The following is a 22272-nucleotide window of genomic DNA, read 5'->3' as shown; positions in this document are numbered from 1 at the left end:
GGCGATTAGAAATCGCGGCTATACAAATAAAGTCCGCCTACGCGGACTCACGGAGAAACAAGGGTTTTGAACCCGCCTACGCGGGTTTAGCCTGTGTAGCCGTGACTTCCAGTCGCCTGGTGCAAGACATGAGCAGGCGGGTAGATAAGCCTTGCAATCAGCCATCTGTAGCTTGAGTTGACACCAATGGGGGAAACTCTGCCCCTACGGCAATATTGGGAAAACCGCTGAAAATAGTGTATAAAAAACTACGAATTAATCTTCAAAAGATTGATTATAGCTTGTACTAACTGATCGGGATCTATTGGCTTAGAGAGATGGTGTTGAAACCCTACAGAAAGAGCTTGTTGCTGATTCATTTCGCCGGCGTAAGCAGTGAGAGCGATCGCTAAAATTTGGCTATTTTCGGCGCGAATTTGTTGCATAAGCATATAGCCGTCCATGTGAGGCATCCCAATGTCGCTGACTAAAACATCGGGTGGAGTTTGGGCGATCGCTTGGAGGGCTGCAATCGCCGAGACTGCTGTGGTGACGATCGCTCCAGCTTGTTCTAAAATGAAGGCAATTAATTCTCTTGTATCTGTCTCATCATCGACTACAAGCACCCGGATACCAGTTAGTGGTGAGGTGTCAAGGGCGAGAGGTGAGGAATTATCTACATTATTGATGGTTTTGTCTGCCTTTAAAAGCGGTAAACGGACGGTGAAAGTCGCTCCTTCTCCTTCCCCTGGACTAGCGGCTCGAACGGTACCACCATGCAGTTCGACTAAATGACGAACGATCGCTAGCCCTAACCCTAGTCCGCCAAACTTGCGGGTGGTGGCGCCATCTTCCTGACGGAAATACTCGAATACATGAGGCAAAAAGTCGGGATGAATGCCTTTACCTGTATCAGTAACTTGAATTTGAGCGTGGGAGTCAACGCCATCGAGCCGAATTTCCACTCGTCCGCCGGGATTAGTGAATTTAACGGCGTTGGTCAACAAATTCCAAATCACTTGCTGTAGACGAGCAGCATCGCCCAAAACCTGTTCGATATTAGGGTCAAGTACTGTCTGAATTTGAATTGACTTGGCTTGTGCTGCTAACTGTACAGTTTCTTGAGCAGCTACGATAATCGCTGCTAAATTCACAGGAGCATTTTCTAGCCTAAATTTGCCAACTAGGATGCGAGAGATATCTAACAAATCTTCAATGAGTTGGGCTTGGAGTTTGGCATTGCGTTCAATTATTTGTACCGCCTGAGTGGTTTTTGTGGCATCCAATTTGCCATTAAGGAGCAACCTAGACCAACCCAAAATCGGATTCAGGGGCGATCGCAATTCGTGAGATAGTACGGCTAAAAATTCATCCTTGATGCGGTTGGCGGTTTCGGCTTGAGCGCGGGCTGCTTGCTCTTGCTCAAGCAGCAGCTGGCGCTGTTGATCGAGTTGTTTTTGATCTTCAATATCCGTAGCCGTCCCAAACCATTTAATCACCCGACCCTGGGGATTTTTTAGTGGTACCGCTTGGTGTAAATGCCAGTGATAGGTGCCATCAGCTCGTCGCATCCGACCTTCAGCTTGATAATGTGTACCTGCTTGTTGCGCCGTTGCCCAATTCTGTGTGAGTAGGGGTAAATCATCAGGGTGTACAATGGCTTGCCAACCTTCAGACTGGGCTTGAGCAAGGGTTAGCCCGGTGAATTCTGACCAGCGTTGATTGACATCGGTCATTCTACCATTGGTATCAGCAGTCCAAACTAGTTGGGGAATCGATTCTGCTAAATAACGGTAGCGTTCTTCACTTTGCCGCAGTGTGGCTTCAGCCTGTTTGCGTTCGGTGATGTCGAGTGCAGTACCGGTGAAGGCGATCGCTTTTTTGGCTACGCCTTCTGTGGCGAATTGCGTCTGTCCGTTGGCTAACACCCAGTGTTCAGTGCCGTCAGGCCAGATGATGCGGTATTCAATCTCGTAAGTCCCCGACGATCTCGGATCGAGTGCAGCGCCTATAGCACGCGCTACACGTGCTTGATCGTCAGGGTGTATGCGTTCCATGATGATTGCTAGAGGGGCGATCGCGCTTACGGGTTCGCCCCAAATTTCGCGCATCCGCTCGTCTAGTTCCACAAGGTTGGTGACGGGATCGTAGCTCCAAGTGCCCAGCCTACCCACCTTGATGGCGAGATGTGCCCGCTCTTCGCTTTTTCGCAATGCGGCTTCGGCTTGTTTGCGATCGCTAATATCAAATGAAATTCCAATTAAGCCGATAATATTGCCCTGGCTATCTCTGTAGGGCGATTTTGTCGAAAGATAAGTACGTCTGCCTGCTGCTACCTCGACTATTTCCTCAAATGTCTGTAATTGTCCAGTTTCCAAAATCAGGCGATCATTTTCTACGATCTGTTCTGCTTCAGCGCGGTTGATGTGGAAGTCGAAATCGGTTTTGCCCACGATCGCCGCTTCCGGTTTACCAATCGCCTGAACTGTTGCCGGATTTGCCATCAGCATCTTTCCCTGTCTGTCTTTGACGAAAATCAGGGTGGGTGAAGTTTGATTAATGGCATTGAGAATCGCTGTACTTTCTTGGAGAGCGGCTGCAATCTGTTTGCGTTCGGTGATGTCTTCGGCAATACCAGCAATGCGACGAGTTAGCCCCGATTCATCCTCAAGGTTGTAACCGCGATCGCGCACCCACCTGATTGAACCATCTGGACGGATAACTCGATATTCAATACTCAGGCTTCCCGTTTGTATACATTGATTAGCCGCCATTCGCACCATTTCGCGATCGTCTGGGTGAATGTTGTCCATCCAGCCCTCAAAGTTGTGGTAGAGACTTTCACAAGAACGTCCCCAAATTTGTTCATAAGCTGGACTAATATACAAGGCTCGTCGCAGGTCAAAATCCACAATCCAGAAGACATCTTGAATAGTTTCTGCCATCTGACGGAATCTGTTTTCACTTTCCTGTAAGGCGGCTTCAGCTCGTTTGCGATCGGTGATATCACGTTGAGTTCCCCAAGCTCTCACCAGCATTCCGTCTTCAATAATCCCGACTAGATTATTTAAAAATACTTTCGGATTGCCTTGTTGATCTACCTCATAAGATTCCGCATCGACTAGTCGATAGCCAGAATGAATAAAGGCACGCAGATATTGCAAGTTAAAAGGCTCTGACTCCACTAGCAAATCTGTCAGCCTGGCGCCAATCAGGTCATCAGGAGAGGAAGCGCCGTACATTTGCGCCATTACTTGGTTGCATTCTGCTAAATAACAATATTCATAGAAGTGTTGAATCTGTTCTGCTTCCGAGGAGTTGATATCTAAAGGTGATGTGGTTTCAAAGCACCAGATAGCTTCTGTACTTTGTTCAACAAAGGCTCGGTAGCGTTCTTCGCTGTGTTGCAGGGCTATCTCGGCTTGTTTGCGGTCAGTAATTTCTGTAATTAAAATCGATACTCCATTAACAGTGGGGTAGATGCGGTTCTCAAACCAGCGATTCCAAGCCGGATAAAAATACTCAAATTGCACAGGCGTTGGCTCAGATACAGCCCGATGCACCTGGGTGTAGAATTCACTACCTACCATATCAGGAAATAATTCCCAGATACTTTTGCCAAGCAGGTTTTTTCTGGGTATACCTATGACTTCCACTACCCGATCATTAACATAAATGTAACGCCACTCATGGTCTAAAACTAAAAACTGATCTTTGATGCTAGCTAAGACGTTTTCTAAAGTTGCTTTGGCAACTTCAGCCGCTTGTTGTGACGTTTCACTTTGCGATCGCAGTTCTTGTTCTCGCTGTAATGCTTCTTGTCGTAATCGAGACAGCTTCAAGTTGACCTCTATCCGTGCCAGCAACTCACGCGCTGAGAACGGCTTAATCAAATAATCGTCGGCTCCGGCTTGCAGTCCTTCTAATCGTGACTCTTCCCCTGCTCGTGCAGATAATACAATCATCGGAATTTCTCTTGTAGCTGGATCGGAACGTAGCGATCGCAGCAACTCAAACCCATCCATCCGAGGCATCATCACATCGCTTAACACCAGATCAGGCCGATGTTGACGCATCGCCGCTAATGCAGCCACTCCATCTGTAACTGTTTCCACCTCATATTGCTGACTCACTAACAACTGCTTGACATAATTACGCATATCTGCATTGTTTTCGACCAAGAGAATACGGGCAGAATGGGGCATGGGGCATTGGTTATTATTTGTCTCCCTGCTCCCTGCTCCCTGGGGTAGCCACTGCAAAGCTTCTTCGAGGTAAGCAACAGCTCCTGATGCAGTTGATGTTAGCGTCCGAGTTGTGCCGATTCGGTCTGGGGGTAAATGAGTATAACCTGTAGGAATTGAGACGGTGAAACAACTGCCTTCTGCCGGCACACTGGTAACTGTAACTGTCCCACCATGCAGTTTCACCAATTCCTCTACTAGTGACAAGCCAATGCCCGAACCTTCAAATGAGCGTCCCTGTGAGCCTTTGACTCGATAGAACCGTTCAAATAAATGAGGTATCTCTTCACTGACGATGCCGATTCCTGTGTCTTGAACTGAAAGTTCTATGCGATCGCCAATAAATTGCAAGTTAACAGTTATTTCCCCCTCAAAGGTGAACTTGAAGGCGTTGGAGAGCAAATTTAAGACAATCTTTTCCCACATTTCCCGGTCTACATACACTAGTTCGGGAAGTGGAGGACAATGAACGACTAAGCTCATACCAGTCTGTTCGATCGCAGAGCGGAAAACGCTGGCTAACTCGCTGGTAAAAGTCGCTAAATTGGTTGGTTCATAAACTGCTTGAATCCGTCCAGCTTCAATCCGGGAGAAATCGAGCAAAGTATTCACCAGTTTGAGTAAGCGTAGACTGTTGCGATGTACCATTTCTAGCGACTGCCGCTGCGTCACCAATAAAGTATCATCTGCAAGTGCTAACGCTTCCTCTAGAGGACTGAGCATTAGCGTTAGTGGTGTACGCAACTCATGGGAAATATTACTGAAAAATAAGGTTTTCGCCCGATCGAGTTCTGCTAAAGCTTCTGCCTTCTGGCGTGCTTCTTCATAAGCACGAGCATTGGCGATCGCTGTAGCCACATTGCTGGTAATTAATTCAAAAAACCCCCGATAATGCTCATCAAACTCACGCCGCGGGCTAATACCCAAAATAAGCCACCCAGCCTGTTGTTGCTTTTCTAGTCGAGTAATTGGCAAGACAAGGGCCGCCTGCGGTGATGCCTCCCAAGCCCCACCAGGAAGGACACCGAATCGCTCAACTAAATCCTCGAGAGCGATCGCTTCTCCTGTGCGGTAGACTTGTGCAATTTGCCAAGGATCGAGGTTTTGCCTTAAATCAATCTGTTCATAACTGGCGATCGTTCCAGGTGCAATACCCACAGTGTTAACTAAGTTACCTTGGCTACCATCTTCGTTAACGAGATACAGCAATGCAAAGGGAATATCTTCAGGATTATTACTTAAAGTATCAGTTGTAATGCGACAAGCTTCAACCACACTCTTCGCTTCTCCTGTATTTGCAGCCAACTCACGCAGGGTTCGGAGCCGTCGCTCACCGATAATCCGTTCTGTGGTTTCACTACAAGCACAAAAGACGCCGCCGACACCATTACTTTCGTCTCGCACTGGACTGTAGGAAAAAGTGAAGTAGGTTTCTTCGGTATAGCCGTTGCGATCCATTAACAGCAGCAAATCCTCGCACCAAGTAGGCTCTCCCGTACTCAAGACAATATCTGTCAAAGGGCCGAGTGTATGCCAAATTTCCGCCCACATATCCCGCGCCGAATTACCCAAAAATTGCGGATGCTTAGTTGCTCCCAGGATCGGTCGATACGCATCATTATAAATCGCGGCTAACTCCCTTCCCCACCAAACAAACATGGGATAGCGAGAGTTCAAGATGATGCTGACGGTTGTTTTCAAGCTTTGCGGCCAATCGGATACCGCACCCAAGAGCGTTTTCGACCAGTCGAGCGATCGCATAACTCGCCCCATCTCACCACCGCCTGTAAAGATATCTTCAGGGAGAGTTGCTTTCACTAAATCAGCCACAATCTCTACTCCGCTGCTAAACAATATTTAATGAGTAGGTCTTTGCCGAGTTTCTGTAACTCTGGCTCTGGCGAATTCACCAAATCTTCTAACATTGCTCTAATCTGTTTAAATGCCAGCGGAGATGATTGCATGTCACCAATTTCCCAAGGGCTGATTTTACCGTAAGCCACATCTAATCAGTTTGCTAGTTCCTCTTGGGTGATGTTTAGGTGATTTCTAAAAATAATCTTACCAATTAGACGGCAAACAACCGTCATTTGAGAGAGGCGGGAGCAGGGAGTGGGCATTGGCGTCAACTTAACGTAAAAGTCATGTCCCGCAAGGAACTGAAGTTCCTTGCTAATAGCGGAAGTCATCTAAAGATGACTAAATATAGCCAAAAATCTTTAGTCTACTTTAGTAACCCAAGTTGCGGGTTATCAAGCTGTGGGTACTAAGACTTGAATAGTCGTGCGATCGTTCGCGACGAAGTGGCGAGCGATGTCTACGACGGGCTACGCCTACGCCCTTGGTCCGATATCCGCAATCTGACTGCATACCATACTACTACCGAAGTGACGGCACAAACACGAGTGCCAAGAGAAGTTCTTGTTCAAGCTACTGGTTGGCGACGCAATTTCCTGGGAAAAATCGAGTTAGTTGCAGATAAATCTCCTACTCAGGGGGAACAACCATTAACCTGTGCTGCTATTCCCAGATAACATAATACTGTATTCAAGAACTTGTGCTGCTGTTTCTAAAAGTTAATTTTTTTAGGGCTAACTATTTAACTCCTCAAAACGATCGCCCAACAAAGACGGATCAGTGAAAGCGAGAACTGATAGATTGGACGACCAATTGGGCAATATGTAAATGAGTGCTGTGACTGCTCTTGAAACTATTAGTAATTATTTATGCTTTTCCAAATCAAACAACAACGTTGGCTTTATATCAGTCTTACTATCTTGAGCTTATGTTTAGCAGTGAGTATGACACCGGCAAAAGCATCTCTGCAAAATCTTTCACCATCAACTTCTCTATCATCTGCTCAATCTACCAACTGGCTAGAACAGGGACGGAATCTTTATCGTTCAGGAAGCTTTACAGAAGCAGTGACGGCTTGGCAAACAGCAGTACAATATTACCGTCAACAAGGCGATCGCCTGAACGAAGCCTTAAGTTTAAGTTATCTTTCACTAGCGCAACAAGAACTCAACCAATGGCAAGCAGCTCAACAGTCGATTGAGCAAAGCTTAAAACTGTTGCAAACAGCCAAACCCGCTGCTGATTCAATTCTTTGGGCGCAGGCGCTCAATACCCAGGCAAATTTGCAATTGCACACTGGTAAAGCTGAAACCGCCCTGGAAAGTTGGCAACAAGCTCAAAAATATTATGACCAAGCAGGCGATACAATGGGCAGCCTGGGTAGTCAAATTAACCAGGCGCAAGCTTTACAAAGTTTGGGATTTTACCGCCGTTCTAAACAACAGTTGGAAGCACTTACTCAAAAAATCCAAGGGATGCCGGATAATGAAATCAAAGTTAGTGGATTGCGATCGCTTGGTTTAGCTCTGCAAATCATTGGTGATTCTGGTAATAGTCAACAAATTTTAGAACAGGGTTTAGCAATAGCGAATAAAATTGCCGCTAGACCTTATTTGAGTTCTATCTTGCTGAATTTAGGAAAAAACGCCGTTGATCTACAAGATCCACAAGCAGCATTAGATTACTTTGAACAGGCACAACAAATAGCCACCAACCCAGGCGATCAGTTGCAAGCGCGTTTAGCTCAGTTTAAACTTTTCCTCTACTATGACAAGCCTGAGCTTGCTGCTGCCCTCGCACCTCAACTACTACAACAATTTGGAGAACTGCCCACCAGTCACAGTTCCCTCTACGCAGGGATAAATTTTGTTTCCACCGTCAATCGGCTAAAAAATCCTGAGCAAATTATACCCCTGAAAGACCTAGCACAATTGATGGCAGTAACAGTCAAGTCTGCACAGCAGATCCAAGATGGTCCTGCAGAAGCTCATGCATTGCATCAGTGGGGACAAATATACCGGCGCACACAGCAGTTTTCTGAAGCCCAGGGATTAGCCCAGAAGTCACTCCACATTGCCCGTCAACTCCAAGCTAACGATATCATTGCTCAATCTGCTTGGCAGGTGGGACAGTTGTATAAACAACAGGGCGATCGCGCACAAGCCATTTCCGCCTATACTGAGGCAGTTAAAGCATTAAAAGCACTGCGTTCTGATTTAGTTGCCGTTAACCCCGATGTCCAATTCTCTTTTCGGGAAAGTGTAGAGCCTGTGTATCGGGAGCTGGTGGGTTTACTTCTAGAGCATGAAACAGATCAGGGCGCACAGACGAAGGGAGAAAAATTAGTAACTCCCCAGGAACAACCGAGTCAAGCAGAGCTGATGCAAGCCCGTGAATTGATTGAAGCCCTGCAAATTGCGGAACTCGATAACTTTTTTCGGGAAGCCTGTTTAGATAGAACTCAACAGATTGATCAGGTTGATCCCACTGCGACCGTCGTTTATCCCATTATCCTGCCAGATCGGTTCACAGTCATCCTCTCAAAAGCAGGGCAACCACTCCGTTCCTATGTGACGCACAAATCTCAAGCTGAAGTTGAGCAGACTCTGGACAATTTTTTGGAGGCGCTTAATCCTGTCTCGGATTCCCAATACCGAGATCGATTGTCCCAACAGATTTATGATTGGTTGATTCGTCCAGGAGAAGCAGAACAAGCGTTCACGGATACTAAGACATTGGTGTTTGTTTTGGATGGTCGATTGCGGAACATTCCCATAGCAGCTTTATATGACGGTAAGCAATATTTGATTGAGAAGTATGCCGTGGCGCTCTCACCAGGATTGCAACTGATGGCTACGCGATCGCATCGTCAACAAAAAATTAATGCGATCGTCGGTGGTATTAGCCAATCTCGTGCTGGCTTTAGTGCTTTGCCCGCCGTGGAATCAGAAGTGAAACAAATCTCCAAGGCAGTTTCTTCCTCTATGTTGCTGAACCAAGATTTCACCAGTCAAGCCCTTGCTGAACGGGTGAAATTCAGTAGCGCCGGCATTGTCCACCTCGCAACCCACGGACAGTTTAGCTCCCGCCTTGAAGATACCTTTTTACTCACTTGGGATGGACAAGTCAATGTTAAGGAGTTATCTGAACTCCTGAAAAATCGGGGTAGCGATCCATCGAAAGCCATCGAGTTACTGGTACTAAGTGCCTGTGATACAGCAGCAGGAGACGATCGTGCCGTCCTGGGACTGGCGGGCTTGGCTGTCAAATCCGGCGCTCGCTCAACTATCGCCACCCTCTGGCCTGTCAAAGATCGAGCAGCCTCCATGCTCATGACTCGCTTCTATGACCAACTCCGACAACCCAAAATCACTAAAGCCGAAGCTCTAAGACAAGCACAAATTAACCTAATTCGCCAAACTGATTTCCACGATCCGTTCTTTTGGTCTGCTTTTGTTTTGATTGGAAATTGGATCTAAGTACGTAATAACACTGATTTAAATGTAGATAAATTAGGCTGTTTTTTTACAGGATTTTTTGCTAAACCTCGCCTATACTGCTAGTAGAAGTTCTCTAACTTGACCGAAAAAGAAAAGGATTTTGAATTCATAAAAAAGCAACGTGACTATTACTTGAACTTATTCTCTAAGCTCTTAGCGATAGTCAAAAGAAAAGTCTTTCATATCACATTGATTGCAATTAGATGAGGTCAAACATCATGAAACGTCGATATTTAGCTAGTACATTAAGCGCGATCGCGCTGATCGCTAGCACTGGATGGACTAGTGCCTATGCTGTTACATTTACCCCGCCCCCTGGTAAGGGCGCTCCTAATCAAGCAACAGGGGGCGCTTCTCGAGGTAATCTCTTTACACCTCCCCCTGGCAAGGGTACGCCCAGACAAGCAACGGGAGGCGCTTCTCGAGGTAATCTCTTTACACCTCCCCCTGGCAAGGGTACGCCCAGACAAGCAACGGGAGGCGCTTCTCGAGGTAATCTCTTTACCCCGCCCCCTGGCAAGGGTACGCCCAGACAAGCAACGGGAGGCGCTTCTCGTGTGGGTACTTACTACTTGAATCCATCAACTATAAGTGCAACAGAAGCGGCAGCGCTAATCGCCCTCTTACCCGAAAACTTTTATGGCACAACAGTGTCTGAACGACCCACAATTCTGGTATATCTTCCAGAATCCAATGCCCAAGAAGCCTTATTCAGCCTCAAGGATGAAGTGGGTAATATGCAATATCAGATGAAGATTCCAGTTGCGGAGAAAACTGGGGTAATTGCGATCAAATTACCAGCCAATGCACCCGCTTTAGCCATTGGTAAAAACTATCAATGGTTCCTAGCACTCAAAGTAGATGGAACACTTAGCCCGAGTACACCCTATGTTGATGGTTGGGTTCAGCGCATCCAACCCAGTGCTGAGTTGGCAACAGCAATGCAAGACCAAGATGTTCTCAAGCAGGCCATTGCTTTCGGGAAAAACGGTGTTTGGTATGACTGTGTGGCGACACTTGCAGCAGCATACACTGCCGAACCCAGTAATGCAAACCTCCGCAAACAATGGGAAGAACTTCTGTCTTCAGCGAGTTTAAAGGAGATTGTCACAGCGACATTATTAGCATCTAGTAACTAAATATTGGGCATTGGGCATGGGGGCAGGGTGCAAGGGAGAGAATGAAAAACCAGGGGAGCAGGTGAGAAAAACCACGCCACACTTCGGCAAAGCTCAGTGACCGCTTGCGGGTGGGGTTTCTAGCATTGGAGAAAAGGAGCAGGGGTGCTATCGCCCACAATTCAGCTTGGTTTGTACCTTTTCCCCTGCCCCTGATCAAAAATTACCGAAGAAGCGGAGGGGCAGGGGGAGCAAGAGAAGAGTCCCTCTGCCGTGGAGCGGAGGGGAACATGGGTATAAAGCCCCGCCCTTCTAGGGCGCTCTTACTGGGGCGGAGTCTGAGCTTCCGTCTCAGTTTTCCCCCTTGCTCCCTGCCCCCTGCTCCCCTGCCTCTTTTGACTTCTTTTCCCCCTACTCCCTGCTCCCTGCCCCCATTCCCCAGTCCCTTCCCCAACGACTATGTGGCAAAGATTACAGGCTTTTATCCAACGCACTCGCAGCGTTTTGATTATTACTCCCAGCGTTGCCTTGACGGTTATAGTTGGGCAATCGTTGGGACTTTTTAATTTACCGGAATGGAAAATTCGTGACGAATGGGTGCGTCAGCGAGCCTCAAAGGCGATGCCTATGGCGGGCTACGCCTACGCTGATGAAATTGTGATTGTCACCATCGATGAGCTAGATATCCAATCGGTGCGTAAATGGCCAGTTCCCGACTGGGCGTTGGCACAATTACTAGAAAAAATCCGGGCGCAGCAGCCCCGCGCCATCGGATTGGATCTATATCGAGATTTACCGGAAGGAAGTGGACATGAGCAACTTGTGCAAGTCTTCCGCAACACTCCCAATTTAATCGGTGTTGAGAAAATTACCGGTGAACGCGTCAATCCCCCACCGGAACTGAAAAAAAAGGATCAGGTAGGATTAGCAGATTTGGTGTTGGATGGCGATCGCTTTGTGCGTCGGGCGCTGCTCACAGCCGAAGATGCCAAGGAACAAAATACCATTAAAGCCGGACTGGCAACCCTTGTAGCTCTGAAGTACCTCGAAGCTGAAAAAATTAGCTTAGAAAACATTGACCCCCAAAAGCAAAAGTTCCGATTGGGCAAGGAAATTTATCTGCCACTGCAAAATCAAGAAGCAGGTTATACCGATGACAATTTAAGAGGCTATCAAATTCTGCTCAACTGGTATGGAACAGATGCTGCATTTCGGCAAATTCCCATGCGCGATGTTTTAGCGGGGAGAATTCCTGCAGATGTGATGCGCGATCGCATGGTATTTATTGGGTCAGTCGCCTCCAGTACCAATGATTTCTTCAGCACACCTTTTTCTTCCTGGGTATATGCTCAAAAACCGACTCCAGGTGTCGTTATTCATGCCAATATTGCTCATCAATTAGTGCGAGGGGCAAAAACAGGAAAAGCAAACCTGCACGGCGTTTCTAGCCTGTTTCTATCATTCTGGATTGTTTTTTGGTCTGTGATTGGTTCTACGGGCTGTTGGTGGTTATCGAGTAGTAAGCAGCGGATTCCCGGTGGCAAAATTCTGTGGGCAACTGTAGGCATCAGTGGAGCCTGCATCGGGGGTGGCTATGGGATGTTTTTGCATGGTGTTTTGATTCCGGTGACACCCGCCTTAGCCGCGTTTATCAGTAGTGCGATCGCGACAACGAATGCCTATAAACAGCAGAAGTTAGAAGAAACAAATCGCCAACTAGAAATTGCCAACAGTCAACTCTTAGATTATTCCAAAACCCTGGAGACAAAAGTTGAAGAACGAACTCATGAATTGGTTGAAGCAAAGCAAGCTGCCGATGCTGCCAATCAAGCCAAGAGTGAGTTTCTTGCCAATATGAGCCACGAACTACGTACACCTCTGAATGGCATCCTTGGTTTTGCCCAGGTACTAGAAGCAGCGCCAAACATGACAGCTAAAAATCTCGAAGGAGTCAGCATTATCTACCAATGCGGATCGCACCTGTTGATGCTGATCAATGACATTCTCGATCTCTCGAAGATAGAAGCGAGGAAAATGGATTTGGTTGTAACTAATGTGCATTTGCCCAATTTCTTACATAGTGTGACTGAGATTTGTGGTATCCGGGCAGAACAGAAAGGGATTGCATTTAATGTTTTAATTAGCGATCGCCTACCACTTGCCATTGAAGTCGATGAAAAGCGGCTGCGGCAAGTGTTGATTAACTTGCTGGGCAACGCCATCAAATTTACAGATAGCGGTAGTGTGACGTTTAAAGTAGAAGTACTGGGGACTGGGGACTGGGGAGATAAAGAGGCAGGGAGCAGGGAGCAGGGAGCAGGGGGAGAAGTAATTTTTCATTCTCCCCCTTGCACCCCGCACCCTGCCCCTCTGCCCAGTCCCCAATGCCCAATGCCCAAGATTCGTTTTCAGATTGAAGATACGGGTATTGGGGTGTCACCAGAGCAACTGGAGAAAATCTTTTTGCCCTTTGAGCAAGTGGGTGAAGCAGGGCAGCGATCTGAAGGTACTGGTTTGGGATTGGCCATTAGCCAAAGAATTGCGGCATTGATGGGGAGCCAAATTCAGGTGCAGAGTCACCAGGGCGAAGGCAGTGTATTTTGGCTGGATTTGACAGTACCGGTACCACTTGATCATGACTGGTATGGAGGAGCGATCTTCCCAAATCCCCAGAAAATTACCGGGATTCGGGGTAGTGGGCCTCAGATTCTCATTGTCGATGACGATCGCCACCACTGTTCCATGTTGACGAATCTGCTCCAAGAAATTGGCTGTCGAACCCTGGAAGCAACTGATGGTAAACAAGGACTACAGATGGCAACTGAACACAATCCAGATGTGATTCTGCTCGATCTAGCCATGCCGAATATGGATGGTTTTGAGCTAATGGTTCACCTGCAAGGGAATCCGCAAACCCGTTCTATTCCCATTATCGTCTCTAGTGCCAGCGTTTTTGAAGAAAATCGCCAGCGGAGTTTAGAGGCAGGAGCAACAGCATTCTTAGCCAAACCCCTCCAGATTGACGAACTACTTAATAGACTGCGCGAGCTGTTGAAAGTGGAGTGGATATATGCCCAATCTTTGCCTCCCCAACGTGAGCAGGTAACTGAGTGGGTTTTACCATCCCAGGATGTTTTGCAACAACTCTATCATTTGGCAATGATGGGGGATATCTCGGCGATAGAGGGAATGTTAGGAGAGCTAATTGAGCAAAACCAACAACTAACTCCCTTCGCCACAGAGTTAAGCAAACTCACTGCTAATTTCCAAACCGGAAAAATCCGTAAGTTCCTCAAATCATTTGTCACAACGGAGTTACATCCATGATCGCTGTTCCTCTCTCGAAAACCATACATATTCTGTTGGTGGATGACAATCCAAACAATCTCAAGGTGCTATCTGAGGCGATTCAGGGGTGTGGCTGGAAAGCCCTCATGGCAACAGATGGAGAGTCAGCGATCGAACAAACAGAATATGCCCGTCCCGATCTGATTCTCTTGGATGTGATGATGGCAGGTATTGATGGATTTGAAACTTGTCGCAGGCTAAAAACCAATCCCATCACTCAGAATATTCCGGTGATTTTCATGACTGCCCTTGCTGATTCTACAGACAAAGTGGCGGGATTAGAAATTGGTGCAGTTGACTACATTACCAAACCCTTCCAACATGAAGAAGTCATTGCCCGTTTAAAGTTACACCTAAAAATTTCTCATCTCACCCGCACATTAGAAGAACGTGTGCAAGAGCGCACCGCAGAACTCACTCAATCTCTACAGGAGTTACAACAAACCCAACTACAACTAATCCAAAGTGAGAAAATGTCCACTTTAGGGCAGTTGGTTGCAGGTATTGGTCATGAGATTAATAATCCAGTTGGTTTTGTTGGCGGAAATTTATCCTATATTGAGGAACATACAAATAATCTGCTGCGCTTAGTTAATCTCCAACAACAGAAGCTATCGCAGCCAGACCCGGAAATTGAAGAGCTTGTTGAAGAAATTGACTTGGAGTATCTGGCAGAGGATCTGCCGCAACTACTGTCATCAATGCACCAGGGAATTACCCGCCTTAAAGATATCAGCCTCTCTCTGAGAACTTTTGCTCGTGCAGATATTGCATCTAAGGTAGAATATCAGATTCACGAAGGAATCGATAGCACCTTAATGCTATTGAAACATCGACTTATAGGCAAGGGAGAGCGACCTAAAATCCAGGTTGTCACACAATACAGTCAGCTACCTGCAATCAGTTGCTATCCCGGACAACTAAACCAGGTGTTCATGAATATCATCGCCAATGCCATTGATGCATTCGATGAACTCAATCAAAACCACTCTGAGCCAGATATTGCTGCTTACCCAAACATCATCACCATTACTACATCGGTTGATCCTCAGCGGCAAACCGTCACAATTTGTATTCAAGATAACGGACCAGGTATGCTTGCTGAGGTGCAAGCTAGAATTTTTGAGCAATTTTTTACGACCAAGTCCGTGGGTAAGGGGACCGGGCTGGGATTAGCGATCAGCTACCAAATCATTGTTGATAAACACAATGGACAAATTAACTGTTTATCGACGCCTGGTGAGGGGACAAAGTTTATTATTACTCTGCCCATGTAACCGAAGAGACAGGAAGTAAGGAGCAGATGATAAAAACTTCTCTACAGAAAGGGTTTGGTTTTCTTTCCCCTGCCCTTTTAGATTCTCCTTTATTGTATATGTCTCAAGATTTTTGTGAATTGGTATTATGCCTATTCTCTATTACCTAGTCCCTCTTTTTTACATAGCCTAAATAAGTTCTATAGCAATTTGATTTGATTATTGAAAAACTCTAAGTAGCTGTAGGTAGGGTTATGCCTAGGCTGTTGACTTTGATGGAATTTCCTGGTTTTTGGTTCACGCTACTTTTGTGTCATTGCGAGCGGAGCGAAGCAATCGCCGATGATTGTTTCGCTCCGCTCGCAATGACTAAACATATTTTGCCTGATTTTTTTAATTGCTAAAAAGGCACAGAGTCAACACCCTAGGCTATGCCGACTGTATCATGGTTTTGGTGGGCTACGTATATTTCAGAAATCAAATATTAGTCCTATAAAAGTATTTTCTATACCTAATGATATAGATAAAAATTCTTCCAAGCGATTGATGAATTCTTATATCTAAAAAAGTATAAGTAGAACAGTGACCGCAATAATTTTGTGAATTAAGTAATTTTTTTATTAGGAGAAGTAGACATGGTTGTAGGTGTGCACAGGCGTGCTGTAGGTGTATTTTCTAATCGTCGGAATGCCGAACAAGCGCTGCATGAATTGAAACATTCCGGCTTTCCAATGGATAGAGTATCTGTCATCGCTAGGGATGCAGATCGCGAAGATGACATTGCTGGTACTCCAGTGCAGGAAAGAGTTGGCGATAAAGCTGACGACGGTGCAAAAGTCGGAGCAGCTACAGGGGGTGCTTTAGGTGGTTTGACTGGCTTGTTAGTCGGTCTTGGTGCTTTAGCTATCCCGGGAATTGGACCAGTGATGCTTGCGGGAGCCGCAGCCACTACCTTGGCTACAACTCTAGCGGGGGCTGGTATTGGTGCGGTGGCTGGTAGTTTAATTGGCGCATTGATTGGTTTAGGCATTCCGGAAGAGCGTGCCAGAGTTTATAACGAACGGGTACAACGAGGAGACTATTTAGTAATCATCGATGGTACAGACGCAGAAATAGCTCAAGCAGAAGCAATTCTTCATCAACGCGGGGTTGAAGAGTTTGGTGTTTATAATCATCCAAATAGCGAACATACAACTAGCAATGTTGTAGCTGGGGATGTTGTCGGAACTAAACACGCTGTGGGTTATTTTTCTCACCGACAAGATGCAGAAGCAGCAATTACAGATTTGCGATATGCTGGTTTTCCTTTAAGTCACATTTCCTTAATTCATCGACAGCCTTTAGAAGGGGAAACTTTTGCAGGTATTAACGTCAGCGATCGCTTTGAGCATAAAAGATTTGGACTTCCAGATCCCCGTGGTGAGTTTTACAACGAACGCATCAAGCAAGGTGATTACGTAGTCGTAGTTGGTGGTACAGATGCGGAAATTGAACATGCTGCGGCTATTATGAGTCAGCATAAGGTTCAGCAATGGCAAATTTTTGAGCCAAATGGCCGTGCTGCTGCACCTACGCAAAGAGCTAAACGGGCGATCGGTGTCTTTTCTCATCGCCGAGACACAGAAGCAGCACTAGCGGAATTGAGAGATGCTGGTTTTCCCCTGAATCAAGTCTCGATCATTGCTAAAAATACAGACGGTACTAGCGGCGATCTCTGGGGACAAGACACCGAGAGTCCACGCATCAATGGTGTAGATAGAAACCTACCTAGAGGAAACAAAGCTGATGAAGGTGCAAAAGCTGGAGCAGCTACAGGCGGTGTCTTAGGCGGTTTAGGCGGTTTATTAGTTGGACTTGGCGCTCTAGCCATTCCGGGAATAGGCCCAGTAATTGCTGGTGGTGCTGTTGCTACAGCTTTGGCTACAACACTGACTGGTGGTGCTATCGGTGCTGCTGCTGGAGGTATTGGTGGCGGACTCGTTGGCTTGGGAATTCCAGAAGATCGGGCGCGAATTTATAGCGATCGCTTCCAAAGAGGTGACTATTTAGTCATTCTCGATGGTACAGAAACTGAAATCCACCACGCCCAAACCATTCTCAAACGTCGAGGAATTGAAGAATTTGCCATCTATGATGCGACTGATCTACGCACTGAACATCGCCCAGATTTAGACAGAGGTGTTCATCGTGAAACACCAGTTGCAGATCTGAATCGAGGCGATCGCTCGGTAGTTATTGTTGACAACCGAGATGAAAGAGTTTAACTCAGATTAAAAGAATGGTGCGTGACGCTACGACAAAACTCTGTACATAGACTCAGGACTCATAGCGTCACACACCCCACAAATATCTGTTGTTTTCCAAACCATATTGTCCTTATTCCCATTGCTTGTTTAGATCAAGAATTAAACTTATGAAAAAGCTAACTCCTTTCCTAATTAGTTGCGTGCTAGTTTTTGGTGCTGCTGCTTGCGAAACTACTTCCAAAACTACTGAGTCTGCTCCTAATAACCCTAACGAAGCTGCACAAGCACCAAGTCCACAAGCAACACAAGCCGCCCAAGAAGACGCTCAAAGTGAAACTCGCCGCAGACAATTAAATGAAGATATTCGCGCCCGCGAACAGCGAAGTAATATCACAGGTGGCGATACAGATAGAGCAAAAGGTGATCTAGCCAGTGAAGTTCGCTCCAAATTGGAAGCTAATATACCCAATGGTCAACTAACAATTAGCGCTGAAAAAGACGGTACTGTCACCGTAGGGGGAACTGTGAATAATCAGCAACAACTTGCTAAGATTGAACCTTTAGCTAAAGAAATTAAAGGCGTCAAAAATGTTATTGTGAAAGCAACTGTTGCCCCACCAAAAAGCTGAAGCCACTAATCACCATAATTTCAAAAGATGGAAACTGAACAACATCAAAATGAATTAGTCAGCACCATATCAGCACAAGGTTCAATAGCACTTCCAAGTGCAGGAACTGAAAACTTACCAATCCTGCCACCTGCTAGTGAACCTGATACCCAGTGGCGGCGAATTAGCCGCCAAATCTCTCGATTTTTGGAGCAACTGCCCGAATATATAGGAAGCTTTTTTCAGCAATATCGGCAGCCTCTAATCACCATAGGTTTGCTTTTTTCAGCAGTTGTTGCAGCTAAAATAGTGTTAGCATTACTTAGTGCGATTCACGATATTCCCCTGCTAGCACCAGCCTTTGAATTGATTGGAATTGGTTATGCAATCTGGTTCATTTCCCGTTATCTACTCAAATCTTCAACCCGACAGGAATTAGCCACAGAAATTCAAGTGCTTAAACAAGAAATTGTTGGTGGATAGGTTTCATCAGGATAAGTGTAGCTACCTGCAAGAAAAGCCTATAGCGGTTTTCCGATCAGCGAGATACAGTTTGAAATCGCAAAGCCGTAGGGGCGGGATTTCCCCGCCCTCAATTGTATGGCTACTTCCGATCGAGAACTGCAAAAATTTACCAGGTTACGAAGTAGTAGTTTGTCAAGTTTAAATTGATGTATATGTGAGTTCGTAGTTAGGATTTTAATGCTTACTACAAACCCCCACAACTGCCTTGACAGACTAGTAGTATATTTCATTAATTTTGCTCTTATGCGAGATCCCCGATTTCTTTAAGAAGTCGGGGATCTGAACACTACGAACAAATAATCAAAAATGTGGTGAAGAATTTATTTTTTCATCATAAGTAATTATACATCCTTAGACAGACAAAATAATTTAGGAATCGAATAAATTCACTTCTTAAGATAGTATATTTTTCATATTGAAAGGAATAATCTAGTTATCGAGCTTATTTAACAGAACGTTTAACGAGGACATAATTTATGGCTAGTGAAAAAGTTAATAAAGCAATAGACTCATCCAGTCGAGTTGAAGTAGATACGTACGATCGCGGCATTATTCCATCGGAAACTGCTGCACGCAAAGATAGAGAAGGAGAAAATTTCAAAAAACTCCCTAATGAACAAGCACAGTCTGATGCTCTGACAGACGACCAAACTGACGCCGAAAGCATACGCACTACAGATGGCTATACGGTAGACAAAGAAGGTTTATTGAACAACTATGCAGTTGAACCAGAAATGTACTACGAAGTACCAGGTGATGCACGGGAAGAAATAGCAGAAGACACCGCAGAACGTCTTGAGGAACTCAGAGAAATAAATGAGGATCAAGAAGGTCAGTTAACAGAACAGGGTGATAAAAGAGGTAAAGGCCCAGGAATTATTTAATACATAAAATCTGACGACGTAGTTTGTCGATCGCACTAGTAGAGACGTTGCACTGCAACGTCTCTATTGTATTACCTAGATCACAAACGGCTCTAGTTGACTATTTTGCCATTGCTGTTGATACCATTCGGCAACTAGGGGACGGATCACAAATTTGGGTTGATGTTCGCCTTTAACGTCAATGCGTAAACATGAATAGGGTCTGCGTTTTTGGAAACCTTGCCCACTACGACCAATATATAGATGCGATCGCCCTATTACCTGTGTCTCCTCTTTAATAGTTTCCCGCAAATCGGGGCCTTCAGTCCGCTGGCGACGGAGACTAAACCCGCTACCGCCGCAAACAATCCAGTTGATATGAGAGTCTGCGTGTCCTGTGTTCCCTGTCTGGAGGTATTCTAAGCAGTGAGCATGACCATTTAGCACCAAGTCTACTAAAGGGCGACCCTGAGTCAGGGAACCTAATTCTTCAGCCACTGCATCTAGCACACCGCGTAGACGGCTACGAATCGCCAGAGTCTGTCCCTGTTGCCACTTTGTCGCCTCAGTTACATAGGGAGGATGATGGAAATAAATTATCCTTCCCCTCACCTCTGTGGTATTCCAGGATTCTATTAGTCTGTGTTTGAGCCAGTCTAGTTGTTCGGTGTCAGTGGATATTTTTTGCTCTGACTGCAATTGTTTGTCAATATCAACAATGATTTCTTCAATTTGCGACAATTTAGCCTGCAAGTCGTCTAATTGCTCGGCTTCTCTGGGGTTATTGGGATTTAGTTTAGACGAAGTTTCAATGATTTGTGACTTCTCCTGCTCCATATCTTGACGGCGTTGCTCTAAAAGCCGTCGATGAGCATCACCTGCTTGTGTGGCAGGTAATGGCAGCGGATCATTAAATGTATTAGAATCCAGTGCAAAGAAATCAATACCGCCATAGCGAAAGGTGTAATAACGGTTTGGCAGACGTGTAAATTGTCCAGGCTGGTAAGTAAGACAGCGACCAGTATCAGTCTTAGCAGTGTAGTGTGTATCTAAGTGTTGGGCTAGCTCTCCTGGTGACTGTAATGCTTTGAGATAGTCTAGAAATGCCCGCGCATAAGCATCACCTGTTCTAGAACCATGTAACCCAACATCTAAATCGAGACGCGATCGCAATAGATGACGAATTGGTAAGGTGGAAAAAGACAGCACACTTAAAAGAATCGGTAAATCATAGTAATCATGATTTCCTGGTACAGGCAAAATGGGTAACTGGAAAACCATCTTGTCATAAGCAATCTGTCGGGGATGGCTTCCACCTACAAGAAATTCTTTGTAAGGCTGGATGAAATTCTGCTGGTAGAACTCACTGGAACCTACCAAATAAATGACATCACCCGTGTGCAGCATGAAACTGCATTCAGCGTGATGAGACAGCATCAATTCTGCTACTTGTCGCTGGGGATTGTGTCCTAGATGTTTACCAGAGCCACTATCACCCACAACTAAAAACGAGAACTCACCGTTTTCTGTTTGACTATCCTCCAACACCAGGCGAGTTTGATCAATGCCCCGTTCTTTAATTAACGGATCTTGCCAGCGTACTCGCTGCTGCATCTTGCGAATTTTGTTGGCGATCGCCGATTCGGAAACAAGTTTCAATATAAATAACTCCTTTTACTAGTCAAGGGTCAAGGTTAAGGATTATTCCCACTTTCCCCCAATCCCTGAACACTGAGCGAAGTCGAAGTGCAGTCCCCAGTCCCTCACTCCTTGAGTTCAATCGTCAAATTAGGAAGTCCCTGTAATTTCTCTGTAGGCTCTATTTCTTCTACTAATGGCACAAAAATCTTTAAGCCTGCTGGCACACATTTAACTTCAATCGGAGTAGTGCCGACGATTTCTCCATCAAGGGCAACTTTTTGGGGTGGGTCTGTTCTGATTGTAAATTGTTTGGCTCGCAGATAGCCAATATCGTCTCTTTCCACGGCGCTACCAGCTGAGGCTGTTTGAAATAGGTGGAATGCAGCTGCGATCGCTCCTGTGGTATTAGCTGGAGCGACAATTGTTAAATCTAATAATCCATCATCATAAATAATCCCTGCTGGCCCTTGAGCTAATACAGAAGTTGGGGGTGCAGCATTGGCCACTGTCACCGCTGAGGCACTAGTTCTAATTATCTTGTCCTCAGTTTCAATTTCTACATCAAAGCTCTGGAAGTTTCGTAGTTGCTGGATTCCTGCCAAGATATATGCCATCATCCCGAAGCGATTTTTCGCTTCTCGGTCTGCTAGTTCTACTGTTTCCGCCTCAAAGCCAATACCTGCCAGCAGTACCATTGGCAGATCGTTACAATAAGCTACGTCCACATTCCGAGTTATTCCCTGCAAAATCGTCTCACATGCGGACTCAATCGTGTCAGGGATTCTTAAAGCATTAGCAAAAGCGTTGGCTGTACCCCGCGAAATGATACCCAAAGGAATATTAGTTCCCACTACCGCAGCCGCTGCAGCTGAGAGAGTACCATCACCCCCGGAAGCGATAATTGCGTCTACTCCACGTTCTACTGCTGCATACGCTAGTTGATCAGCGCCGATTTCTGCTGTTGTTAGGTAAATATCCAGGTCAATTTCTGGCTCTAATATTCCCCGAATCTGTGTTAGTGCTTGTTCTGGGTCACCCTGACCCGCTACTGGATTGAAAATCAGGCAGGCGGAACGTTTCATAGTAA

Annotated in this window: 13 protein-coding genes; 9 read left to right on the top strand and 4 right to left on the bottom strand. The window is 45.9% G+C overall.

Annotated elements, in window-relative coordinates; all coding sequences use genetic code 11:
• Positions 1–248: 248 nt before the first annotated feature.
• Positions 249–6053, bottom strand: coding sequence for a PAS domain S-box protein (locus CAL7507_RS30995; RefSeq protein WP_015130492.1), 5805 nt, complete (start codon positions 6051–6053; stop codon positions 249–251).
• Positions 6054–6058: 5 nt separating this feature from the next.
• Positions 6059–6187 (bottom strand): hypothetical protein, encoded by a 129-nt coding sequence (locus CAL7507_RS33475; protein ID WP_255348319.1) that lies wholly within the window; start codon positions 6185–6187, stop codon positions 6059–6061.
• Positions 6188–6496: 309 nt separating this feature from the next.
• On the opposite strand from CAL7507_RS33475, the gene CAL7507_RS20920 reads away from it, so the two are divergent.
• The 9 genes from CAL7507_RS20920 to CAL7507_RS20880 all read left to right on the top strand — a co-directional run bounded on the left by CAL7507_RS20920 (position 6497) and on the right by CAL7507_RS20880 (position 19565).
• Positions 6497–6757 carry an S-layer family protein gene (locus CAL7507_RS20920; RefSeq protein ID WP_042341439.1) on the top strand — a complete coding sequence of 87 codons (261 nt, stop codon included), beginning with the start codon at positions 6497–6499 and terminating at the stop codon, positions 6755–6757.
• Positions 6758–6949: 192 nt separating this feature from the next.
• Positions 6950–9559 (top strand): CHAT domain-containing protein, encoded by a 2610-nt coding sequence (locus tag CAL7507_RS20915; protein WP_015130491.1) that lies wholly within the window; start codon positions 6950–6952, stop codon positions 9557–9559.
• A 239-nt stretch (positions 9560–9798) separates the two neighbouring features.
• Entirely contained in the window at positions 9799–10719 is a 921-nt protein-coding gene (locus tag CAL7507_RS20910) for a DUF928 domain-containing protein (RefSeq protein WP_015130490.1), read from the top strand.
• A gap of 438 nt (positions 10720–11157) precedes the next feature.
• Positions 11158–14025: a CHASE2 domain-containing protein gene (locus CAL7507_RS20905; protein WP_015130489.1), complete on the top strand. Its 2868-nt coding sequence runs from the start codon at positions 11158–11160 to the stop codon at positions 14023–14025.
• Complete coding sequence (locus CAL7507_RS20900) at positions 14022–15323, top strand: response regulator (protein ID WP_015130488.1); 1302 nt, start codon at positions 14022–14024, stop codon at positions 15321–15323. The genes CAL7507_RS20905 and CAL7507_RS20900 overlap by 4 nt, the downstream gene beginning before the upstream one ends.
• 614 nt (positions 15324–15937) lie before the next feature.
• The gene (locus CAL7507_RS20895) at positions 15938–17566 is read left to right on the top strand and encodes a general stress protein (protein WP_015130487.1); all 1629 of its coding nucleotides are present in this window, start codon (positions 15938–15940) and stop codon (positions 17564–17566) included.
• 149 nt (positions 17567–17715) lie between these two features.
• Positions 17716–18177: a BON domain-containing protein gene (locus CAL7507_RS20890; RefSeq protein WP_015130486.1), complete on the top strand. Its 462-nt coding sequence runs from the start codon at positions 17716–17718 to the stop codon at positions 18175–18177.
• 27 nt (positions 18178–18204) lie between these two features.
• Complete coding sequence (locus CAL7507_RS20885; RefSeq protein ID WP_015130485.1) at positions 18205–18639, top strand: CAAD domain-containing protein; 435 nt, start codon at positions 18205–18207, stop codon at positions 18637–18639.
• A gap of 518 nt (positions 18640–19157) precedes the next feature.
• Entirely contained in the window at positions 19158–19565 is a 408-nt protein-coding gene (locus CAL7507_RS20880) for a hypothetical protein (RefSeq protein ID WP_015130484.1), read from the top strand.
• A gap of 75 nt (positions 19566–19640) precedes the next feature.
• Here the strand turns inward: CAL7507_RS20880 and CAL7507_RS20875 are convergent, their stop codons facing one another.
• Positions 19641–21203, bottom strand: a complete 1563-nt coding sequence (locus CAL7507_RS20875) for a metallophosphoesterase (protein WP_015130483.1) — start codon at positions 21201–21203, stop codon at positions 19641–19643.
• Positions 21204–21307: 104 nt separating this feature from the next.
• Positions 21308–22267: a YegS/Rv2252/BmrU family lipid kinase gene (locus CAL7507_RS20870; RefSeq protein WP_015130482.1), complete on the bottom strand. Its 960-nt coding sequence runs from the start codon at positions 22265–22267 to the stop codon at positions 21308–21310.
• Positions 22268–22272 lie beyond the last annotated feature (5 nt).

It is taken from the genome of Calothrix sp. PCC 7507 (assembly GCF_000316575.1).
Lineage (GTDB): Bacteria > Cyanobacteriota > Cyanobacteriia > Cyanobacteriales > Nostocaceae > Fortiea.
Note: the sequence above shows the minus strand (reverse complement) of the source record. Positions and strands in the feature narration are given on the sequence as shown.